Source organism: Kitasatospora sp. NPDC058063 (assembly GCF_042885395.1).
Classification (GTDB): Bacteria; Actinomycetota; Actinomycetes; order Streptomycetales; family Streptomycetaceae; genus Kitasatospora; species Kitasatospora lactacystinica.
Genome location: NZ_JBHVSD010000059.1, coordinates 1 through 8,519, shown reverse-complemented (window position 1 = coordinate 8,519; position 8,519 = coordinate 1). Strand labels below are relative to the sequence as shown.

The 8,519-nt window shown below is 73.6% G+C and carries 11 protein-coding genes and 1 pseudogene; 5 read left to right on the top strand and 7 right to left on the bottom strand.

What is annotated here, in order from left to right:
* The 4 genes from ACFVUY_RS43025 to ACFVUY_RS43010 form a co-directional block, all read left to right on the top strand.
* Positions 1 to 92: hypothetical protein (locus tag ACFVUY_RS43025; protein ID WP_387737337.1), on the top strand; the 92-nt coding region annotated here is incomplete at its 5' end.
* A gap of 97 nt (positions 93 to 189) precedes the next feature.
* A complete protein-coding gene (locus ACFVUY_RS43020) occupies positions 190 to 660 on the top strand; it encodes an SRPBCC family protein (RefSeq protein WP_387737336.1) in 471 nt (156 codons plus the stop codon).
* Positions 661 to 686: 26 nt separating this feature from the next.
* Positions 687 to 1,580: an alpha/beta fold hydrolase gene (locus ACFVUY_RS43015; protein ID WP_387737335.1), complete on the top strand. Its 894-nt coding sequence runs from the start codon at positions 687 to 689 to the stop codon at positions 1,578 to 1,580.
* Positions 1,581 to 1,585: 5 nt separating this feature from the next.
* Entirely contained in the window at positions 1,586 to 2,251 is a 666-nt protein-coding gene (locus tag ACFVUY_RS43010; protein ID WP_387737334.1) for a 4'-phosphopantetheinyl transferase, read from the top strand.
* Positions 2,252 to 2,327: 76 nt separating this feature from the next.
* On the opposite strand, the gene ACFVUY_RS43005 is transcribed toward ACFVUY_RS43010, so the two are convergent.
* The 4 genes from ACFVUY_RS43005 to ACFVUY_RS42990 form a co-directional block, all read right to left on the bottom strand.
* A complete protein-coding gene (locus tag ACFVUY_RS43005; protein WP_387737333.1) occupies positions 2,328 to 2,888 on the bottom strand; it encodes a hypothetical protein in 561 nt (186 codons plus the stop codon).
* A gap of 157 nt (positions 2,889 to 3,045) precedes the next feature.
* Complete coding sequence (locus ACFVUY_RS43000) at positions 3,046 to 4,203, bottom strand: GDSL-type esterase/lipase family protein (RefSeq protein ID WP_387737332.1); 1,158 nt, start codon at positions 4,201 to 4,203, stop codon at positions 3,046 to 3,048.
* A gap of 42 nt (positions 4,204 to 4,245) precedes the next feature.
* A complete protein-coding gene (locus ACFVUY_RS42995; RefSeq protein WP_387687815.1) occupies positions 4,246 to 4,824 on the bottom strand; it encodes a TetR/AcrR family transcriptional regulator in 579 nt (192 codons plus the stop codon).
* Positions 4,825 to 4,908: 84 nt separating this feature from the next.
* Entirely contained in the window at positions 4,909 to 5,916 is a 1,008-nt protein-coding gene (locus tag ACFVUY_RS42990; protein WP_387687813.1) for an AraC family transcriptional regulator, read from the bottom strand.
* Positions 5,917 to 6,093: 177 nt separating this feature from the next.
* Between ACFVUY_RS42990 and ACFVUY_RS42985 the strand changes: the two genes are divergently transcribed.
* Positions 6,094 to 6,588 carry a DUF1772 domain-containing protein gene (locus ACFVUY_RS42985; RefSeq protein ID WP_380359050.1) on the top strand — a complete coding sequence of 165 codons (495 nt, stop codon included), beginning with the start codon at positions 6,094 to 6,096 and terminating at the stop codon, positions 6,586 to 6,588.
* Between the two features lie 74 nt (positions 6,589 to 6,662).
* Here the strand turns inward: ACFVUY_RS42985 and ACFVUY_RS42980 are convergent, their stop codons facing one another.
* The 3 genes and pseudogenes from ACFVUY_RS42980 to ACFVUY_RS42970 form a co-directional block, all read right to left on the bottom strand.
* Positions 6,663 to 7,358, bottom strand: a complete 696-nt coding sequence (locus ACFVUY_RS42980) for a polysaccharide deacetylase family protein (protein WP_387737331.1) — start codon at positions 7,356 to 7,358, stop codon at positions 6,663 to 6,665.
* Between the two features lie 221 nt (positions 7,359 to 7,579).
* A complete protein-coding gene (locus tag ACFVUY_RS42975) occupies positions 7,580 to 8,182 on the bottom strand; it encodes an anthrone oxygenase family protein (RefSeq protein ID WP_359914103.1) in 603 nt (200 codons plus the stop codon).
* A 178-nt stretch (positions 8,183 to 8,360) separates the two neighbouring features.
* Positions 8,361 to 8,519, bottom strand: a pseudogene (locus ACFVUY_RS42970) (NmrA family transcriptional regulator); the annotation flags it as partial.

The window sequence follows — 8,519 nt, the reverse complement described above, 5'->3', positions numbered from 1 at the left end:
ACTACGGCCCCCACTGGACCACCCTCACCAACGCCAAAAACACCTACGACCCCACCCACACCCTCACCCCCGGCCACAACATCTTCCCCTAACCCAAAAACACTCCACTCACCGCAATGGAAAAGGGAATTCGGCGATTCACCGGGTTCCTCTGCCGCACCCGCCGTCGAGCGAAAGGACCGATTTCCCGTGCGCGCCATTCACCACACCGACCGGACCGTCCTCAACCACCCCGCCCACACCGTCTGGAACGCCCTCGTCGACGAGCTCAACGGCAGGACGACGTGGTGGCACCCGCACAACACCCACCGGCCGGGGTCCACCGGCCCACAGCAGACCGGCGGCACCACCACGACCACCGTCCACCCGGCGGGTGTCGGAAAGCCCGGTCCCAAGCTGCGGTTCACCTCGACCACCACGCAGGTCGTCCCGGACGCCGAGCTCACGCAGTCCCACACCGGCCACTTCCAGGGCACGACGACCTACCGGCTCACGCCCCAGGACAACGGCGCCCGGACGCTGCTGACGATCACCTTCGCCACCGACCCGCACGGCCTGGCCAAGTTCTTCCACAAGCTCACGAACCTCACGACCAAGCACACCACCGCCACCCAGCACGCCCTCAGCAACCTCCGCCGCCACCTCGACAACCAGAAGTAGGAACCCCACCGGAGAAGGAGGCCCCAGTGACCGTCACCGAAATCCCCGTGCTCCCCGCCCGGCACGCCGTCACCACCACCGACCACACCGCGACGACCGACGACCACGCGCACCTCGCCATCACGGTCCACCAGCCGGGCGAGCCCGATCCGGGCCGGCCGCTGGTGCTGCTGGTCCACGGCTGGGCCGCCTCCCGGACCGTCTGGCACGCCACCGCGCAGCAGCTCGCGGCGGCCGGGCACACGGTGGCCACGTACGACCAGCGCGGTCACGCCTCGTCGACGTCCGGGCGGGAGCCGATCGGCATCGAGCGGTTGGCGCGGGACCTGGACACCGTCGTCGGGACGCTCACCACGCCGGAGCGGCCGGTCGTGGTGGTGGGGCACTCGGGCGGCGGGTACGCGGCGCTGGCCTGGGCGGCGGGGCTGCCGGCCGGGAAGGGCGGGGCAAGTGCCGCGCGGCTGGCGGGTCTTGTGCTCGTGTCGACGGCCTCGCACGGGCAGATCACGCCGGCGAGCGAGGTCAGGATGATGGGGTCGAAGCTGTTCAGCCGGGCACTGCGGACGCCGTGGCTGGGCCGTCGGCTGCTCGGTGGGACGCACGGGCCGGCTGCTTCGCTGTCGGCGCGGGAGGCCAACCGCAGGTTGTTCGCCGCCACGTCGCCGGCGACCCGGGCCGCGTGCTTCGCGTCGACGCAGGAGATGGACCAGCGCGCGGGTCTGGCCGGGATCACCGCGCCGACCGCGGTCATCACCGGCACCGAGGACAAGATCGTGAAGCCCGAGTTCAGCCGGGAGCTCACGTCGGCGCTGCCGCACGCCGAGCTGCACCGGATTCCCGGCACCGGTCACATGGTGCCGCTGGAGACCCCTCAACACATCGCGCACCACGTCCACCTGCTGGTCGCGGCCGGCCGCTGACGACCGTGACCACCACCGCCCCGGCCGGCGTGCTGGCCGCGCTGCTCCCGCCCCACGTCCACTGTGCCGAGGCCTTCGGCGTCCCGTCCGAGGGCCGGCTGCTGCCGCCGGAGGCGGCGTACATCCGGGACCGTTCGCCGCGCCGCCAACGGCAGTTCGCCACTGCCCGGACGCTCGCCCGCCAGGTGCTCGGCGCTCTCGGGCATCCGCCGGTGCCGCTGCTGCCCGGGCCCGGCGGGGCGCCCCGGTGGCCGGCGGGGGTCACGGGCAGCATCACCCACACGGACGGTTACACGGCCTGCGCCGTCGCCGGCACCGGGCAGCTGGCCTCGCTCGGGATCGACGCCGAGCCCGCGCGGCCGCTCCCGCGGGGTGTGCTCCAACTGGTCAGCAGCGAGGCCGAGCGCAGCGCCCTGGCCGTGCTGCCCGAGGGCCAAGCCCCGTGGGACACGGTCCTGTTCAGCGCCAAGGAGTCCGCCTACAAGGCCGTCCATCCGCTGACCGGCACCTGGGCCCCGCTCGCGGCCATCGCCGTCACCGTGCGCGCCGACGGCACGTTCGCGGCCCGGCACCCACACCACCCGGCCGTCCGCACCGGCACTTGGGGCGTGCACCGCGGCACGGTGGTCACCGCGCTGGCGCTCCCGCCGTCCCTGGCGGCCGCCGCATGAGACGGCCGTGCCGCCGGGCCGGGCCGGGCGGCCTTCGCGGAGCCGGTCTCCGGGTGGACGGCCGCCGGGTGGACGGTCAGGCCGGCGTGGTCGGGGCTCCGGGGCGGTCGTCCTGGCGTGCGACGGCCACCGACCACTGCGGGAAGCGCTCCGCGGGTACCGCGGACGAGCCGGCGGAGTCGGGGCCGAGCGACGCGGCGGGGAGGAACACGACGCGGCAGCGTCGGCACAGCCAGGTCGCCCGCCACACCCGGTGGAGCTGCTGCCACTGCTGGTAGGTCCGCGGCCACTGGTCCGCCGTGCCGCTCCGGCGGCGGTGGCCGAAGTGGACGGCGAGTCCGATGCCCAGCAGGATCGCGGCGAGGACGAACGCACCGTAGTGGTAGCCGAGTTGGTACGCGGCGTCGTCGACTTCGCCGGCGTCGTCGCCGGAGAGCAGCGGCCGCAGTCCGAGCAGGCCGACGAGTCCGGCCAGGATGAAGAGGGTGATCGCGGCCCCGGCGGTGCCTCCGGGCTCGGGTGGCATCGCCAGCAGGTCCCGCGTGGGCGGGTCGAGCAGCCGGTCGGAGTCGAGGAGGGCTTCGCGCACGACGGCCGTTTCGTCCGCCGCGGCGCAGGTCGGGCAGGTGGTGCTCATCGAGAGCTGACTCCGGAAGTGGTGTGCGGTGTCCGTGGTGTGCGGCGTCCGTGGTGTACGGAGGAGCACGTAGTACAGCACAGGGAGCTGACCGCTCGTACGATCGGCCCCGGCCCCGAAGCGGAAGGCCGCCCTGGCGGGAGGCGACCGCGGCGGGTCACGGTGCCAGGGCGCCTCCGGGGGCGAGGGCGAGCTCGGCGAAGCGCTCCGCGATGAGGCGGTGGGCCTCCGGGGAGGGGTGGAGGCCGTCGGGGAGCGGGTGGGCGTCGTGGTCGGGCTCGCCGTAGAGGGCCAGGCCGTCCAGGTGGTGCAGGTGCTGGTCGCCGTCGGCCCGGCGTTCGGCGACGATGCGGGCCAGTTCGGCGCGGATGACGGTGAGGGTGAGCCGGCCGGCGGCCACCTCGGCGGGGTCGCCGGTGGCGCGGAAGCGCAGGGTGCCGCTGCTGAAGTCGGGGGCGAGCGGGCCCGGCACGGTTTCGTGGAGCGGGCAGAGCAGCGGGGAGACGACCAGCAGCGGTGTGGTCGGGTGGCCGTCCCGGACGGTGTCCAGGAAGCCGTGGACGGCCGGGGTGAAGGCGCGCAGCCGCATCAGGTCGGTGTTCACCAGGTTGATGCCGAGCTTGAGGCTGATCAGGTCCGCGGGGGTGTCGCGGATGGCGCGCGCGGTGAAGGGGTCGAGCAGGGCGCCGCCGCCGAAGCCGAGGTTGGTCAGGTCCAGGCCGGCGCCGTTGGCCACCAGGGCGGGCCAAGTACCGGTGGGGTGGGCGGCGTTGGAGCCGTGGCTGATCGAACTGCCGTGGTGCAGCCAGTGCTTGCGGGTGCCGGTCGGGATCGGCTCGATCGGGGCGTCGGTGTCGAGGGCGATCAGTTCGGTGGTCTCGGTGTGCGGGAGCCAGAGCTCGACGGTCTTGTCGCGTTCCGGCAGGCCGGTGAACCGGGCGCTGCCGGACGGTCCTTCGGTCAGTTCGACGCGGCCGGTGGCGAGGTCGACGGTCCGCAGGTTGCCGCCGGGGACGGTGCTCTGCGCGGTGAGCTTGCCGTCCACCAGGAGGTCGTGGACGCCGTCCGGGACGTTCGGGACGCCCGGGTAGGCGCGCTTGGTGGGGACGGCGTGCAGCGTGACGGTGGTGGCGCGGGTGCGGAAGGCGAGCCGGACGCCGGAGGGCTGGGACTCGGCCATCGCGAGCTGTTCGTCGGGGATCCGCCGGCGGGCGGCGGCGGGCAGGCGGTGCGGCAGCAGGCCGCGGGCGGTGTGTTCGAGGTCGAGGTGGCCGTGGAGGAGGGCCTCGGTGACGGGGGTGGTGATCGTCGTCATGGTGCTGCTCTTCGGTTCGTCGGGGCGTGCGGAGGAGGTGGATCAACCGGCCGTACGGGCTCCGCCGGCGCGCAGCAGGGCGTCGAGGGAGTCGATGATCCAGTCCCAGGACTGTTGCGGGTCGACGGCGGTGTGGCTGAACCCGCCGGCCGCCTCCAGGCTGATGTAGCCGTGGAAGACGCTGCCGAGCATGCGCACCGCGTGGGTCTGCTCGGGCTCGCCCAGGTCGTAGCCGCGCAGGATCGCCCTGGTCATCTGGGCGTGCCGGACGCCCGCGCTGGCGGCGGCCGTTGCGGCGTCCAGGCGCAGCCGGGTGGCGTCGTAGCGGCCGGGGTGGCGGGCCGCGTAGTCGCGGTAGGCGTCCGCGAAGGCGGCGAGGGCGTCGCGGCCCGCCCGTCCGGCGAGGGCGTCGGCGACGAGGTCGGCGAGTTCCTCCAGGGCGTACAGGGCGATCCGGGTCTTGAGGTCGTGGGAGCTCTTGACGTGGGAGTAGAGGCTGGCCGTCTGGACGCCGAAGCCGCGGGCGACCGCGGCGACGGTCACCTGGTCGAAGCCGACCTGGTCGGCGAGCTCGGCGCCCGCGACGACCAGGCGTTCGACGGTCAGCCCTGCCCTTGCCATGTGCGTTCTCCCGTACGGTCGCGTCGGCTGTCTACGGACAGTATGGGATTGCCTAAATGGATTAGGCAAATGGCGATACTCTGCTCAGCCCGCCAGGATCACCGTCTCCGCCGGCCCCGAGAAGCCCGCCTGCTGCGACGGGGTGCCCGTGGCGGCCGTCCGGCGGTGCTCCTGCGGGCTGACGCCGCGCACCCGCTTGAAGGCCGCCGAGAGGGCGAAGGCATTGCTGTAACCGACCTTGCGGGCCGCGAAGGCGACGGTGCACTCGGGCTCGCGCAGCAGGTCGGCGGCGACCGCCAGGCGCCAGCCCGCCAGGTACGCCATCGGGGGCTCCCCGACCAGGGCGGTGAAGCGGCGGGCCAGGCCGGCCCGGGAGACCCCGACCCGCTGGGCCAGTTCGGCGACCGTCCAGGCGGTGGCCGGGTCGTCGTGCATCATCCGCAGTACCGGGCCGACCACCTGGTCGTGCTGGGCGCGGTACCAGGCGGGGGCGCCGGAGTCGGGGGCGGCCAGCCAGGAGCGCAGCACGGAGACCACCAGGAGGTCCAGGATGCGGTCCAGGACGAGCTCCTGGCCGGGCTCGTTGCGCCCTATCTCGGCGGCCAGCAGGTGCACCAGGGTGTCGTCGGCGCCGGTGCCGGCCGGGCGGACCAGCAGTGCGGGCAGGCAGCCGAGCAGCCGCTGGCCGATCTCGTGCTCGGCCTGGTAGGTGCCGGACAGCACCACCGAGGAGGCCCGGTCGCCCTCCCGGCCCTGGCCCCAGGTCCGGACGCCGAGCGACATCACCTCGGAGACGTCCACCCCGCCCTTGGTGCAGACCTGGCCCGGGCCGACGATCACGTCCACCGGGGTGTCGGGGTCGTCCGCCACGGTGTACGGCTCGGGGCCGCGCACGATCGCCACGTCGCCGGGGTGCAGCAGCAGCGGGGTGCCGCGCTCGGGCAGGATCCAGGCGTCGCCGCGGACCATCGTCACCACCGAGAGCGGGGCCCGGTCCTCGATCCGCAGCGACCACGGCGGGGTGAGGATGGAGCGCAGCAGGAACGCGCCACGGGCCTTGGGGCCGTCGAGGAGTCCCGTCAGAGTGTCCATGACGCCAAGTGTAGACGGCAGGACATCATTTGACGCTTCGTCATTTGAGAGACTCTTGAGTGATCGAGGTGGCTCGCACCGCCCGAATGCCGGATGATCTGCGCACGGGGGTACGGACCGAAACACGGCGACCGCGGTACGGCGACACCGGCTGCGAGAAGTGAGGGGCTCACGACGATGGAAACGGCACGCACACTCGTCCTGGTGGCGGCCACGGTCACCTGTGGACTGACCGCGGGACTGTTCTACGGCTACTCGTGCTCGGTCATGCCGGCACTCGCGCGGGTCGACGACCGCACCTTCATCGAGGTGATGCAGCGCGTCAACAAGGCGATCCTGAACGGCTGGTTCGTCCTCGGCTTCGTCGGCGCCCTGCTCGCCACCGCGGCGGCGGTCGCCCTGCACCTGCCCTCGGACGGGCACGACGTCCTGCCCGCGACCATCGCCGCGCTGGTGCTGTACGTCGCGATGATCGGGGTCACCCGCTCGGTCAACATCCCGCTGAACGACGAGCTCGAAGCCGCCGGGTCGGCCCAGCGGATCGCCGACCCGGCCGCGGTGCGCAGCCGCTTCGAGGCGCGCTGGGTGCGCTTCAACGTGCTGCGCGCCCTGCTGTCGACCGGCGCCCTGGCCTGCCTCGCCTGGGCGCTCGTCCTCAACGGGCAGAGCTGACCGGGCCCGGACCCGCTCGACGGGCGGGCCCGGCCGCGCCGCCCGCCGCCGCCACCCTCTGCCGCTGACCGGACTCAGCCGCAGAGGGTGGCGAAGCCGTACCCGCGCGCCTTGAGCGTGGAGATGATCCCCGGCAGCGCGGCCACCGTCTGGCTGCGGTCGCCGCCGCCGTCGTGCAGCAGGATCACCGAACCGGGACGGACGTTGTTCAACACCCGCGACCTGATCGCGGCCGCGCCGGGGCGGGACCAGTCCGCCGGGTCCACCGACCAGAGCACGATCTGCTTGCCGAGTGCCGCGGCCTTCGAGCGCACCGTGCCGTTGACGGCACCGTACGGCGGGCGCAGGCAGCTCGGGGTACGGCCGGTCTGCGCGCGGATGACCTTGTCGGTGTCGGCCACCTGCGCGTTGAGCGCGGCCGCGGAGAGCCTGCTCAGGTCCGGGTGGGACCAGGAGTGGTTCTGCACGCTGTGGCCCTGCTTGGCGACCTGCGCGGTCACCGCGGGGTGGGCGGAGACGTTCTGCCCGATCTCGAAGAAGGTCGCGCGCACCCCGTACCGGCCGAGCGTCGCCAGGACCTTGGACGTGTAGGCGGGGCTGGGGCCGTCGTCGAAGGTCAGGTAGACCACCTTGCCGCCCTTGGCGCCGGCCGCCTGCGCCTCGGCGGCCGGCAGGGCGACCGCCGCTCCCGCCGCCAGGGCGACGACCAGTGCGCCGATCGCGGTCCGGAGCCTGCCAACTGCCCTGCGCCTGACGGGTGGTACGGACATGCCTGCCCCCTGCGGTCGGAACTCCCGTGCACCGGCCAGTCTGCGCCCGCGGGCCCGTCCGCCGCGACCCTTCGTCGGTCGCGAGCGAACGGAATCGGCCAGTCGGGCGCCGGGTGGCGGCTGCCGGGCGACAGGTGCCCGCCGCCGGCAGGCCGAAGGCCCCCGACGGGATCCGTCGGGGGCCGCCGGGGGCTGTCGGGGGCCCTGTGCGGGGCCGGCGTTCAGCGCCCGGCGCGGCCGTGCAGCACCAGGGAGCGGGTCAGGGCGAGCAGGCCGCCGGCGCAGAGCGCGGTGCGGAGCATGTTGACCGGGACCCAGGTGTCCGCGAACTTGGCCCGCACGGCGGCGAGGTCGTGGATCTGCGCCGCGTCGCCGGCCGCCGCCAGCTCGTTGTTGAGCGGGATGTTGACGCCCATGGTGACGATCAGCGCCACCACGTACAGCAGCGTCGCGGCCGCCGCCCAGAGCGCCGCCTGCCGCCGGCCGGCCTTGTGCTGGAGCCAGGCGGCGATGCCGGTGGCGAGGAAGGCGCCGATGAAGACCAGGCCGAACAGCCCGTTCCCGTCGATCGACTTGTTGATGTGCTGCATCGCCGTCACGTAGGTACCGTCGTCACCCTCCGCGAGGCCCGGCATCACCGAGACGTCGAAGGCGAAGAACAGTCCGGCCATCAGGCCCATCGCGATGGTGGCGCCCACCAGGAGCGGGCCGGCGGCCTTGCTCCGGGTGCCGGGCACGGCCGGGGCCGTGCCGCCCGGCGCGAGGCCGGTGAAGGACTGTGCGGCGGTGTAGGAAGCAGGGGTCGCGGTCTGGTTCGAGCGCATGGGTATTCCTTCGGTCTCCCCGGTCCCCGCCCGGTGCGGGGACTCTCCCGGTGTCCGGGCCGCCGGCCTCCTCACCGCTCCCGGCCGCGGCCGGGTGCTGGTCAGGGGGTCGGTGCCGCCCGGCACCGACGATCTACTGAACTGCCGTACGGACGGCAGGTGTTGCCCTTCCGGATGGTCACGCGTTCCACACGCCGGAGGCGGCGGCCTCGCGGGCGTAGTCGGTGAAGTCCCGCGGCTCACGCCCCAGCGCCCGCCGCACACCGTCGCCCAGCGAGGCGTTGCGGCCGTCCAGGATCACCGAGAACAGCTCCGCGAAGTCCGCCGGCAGCCCCGC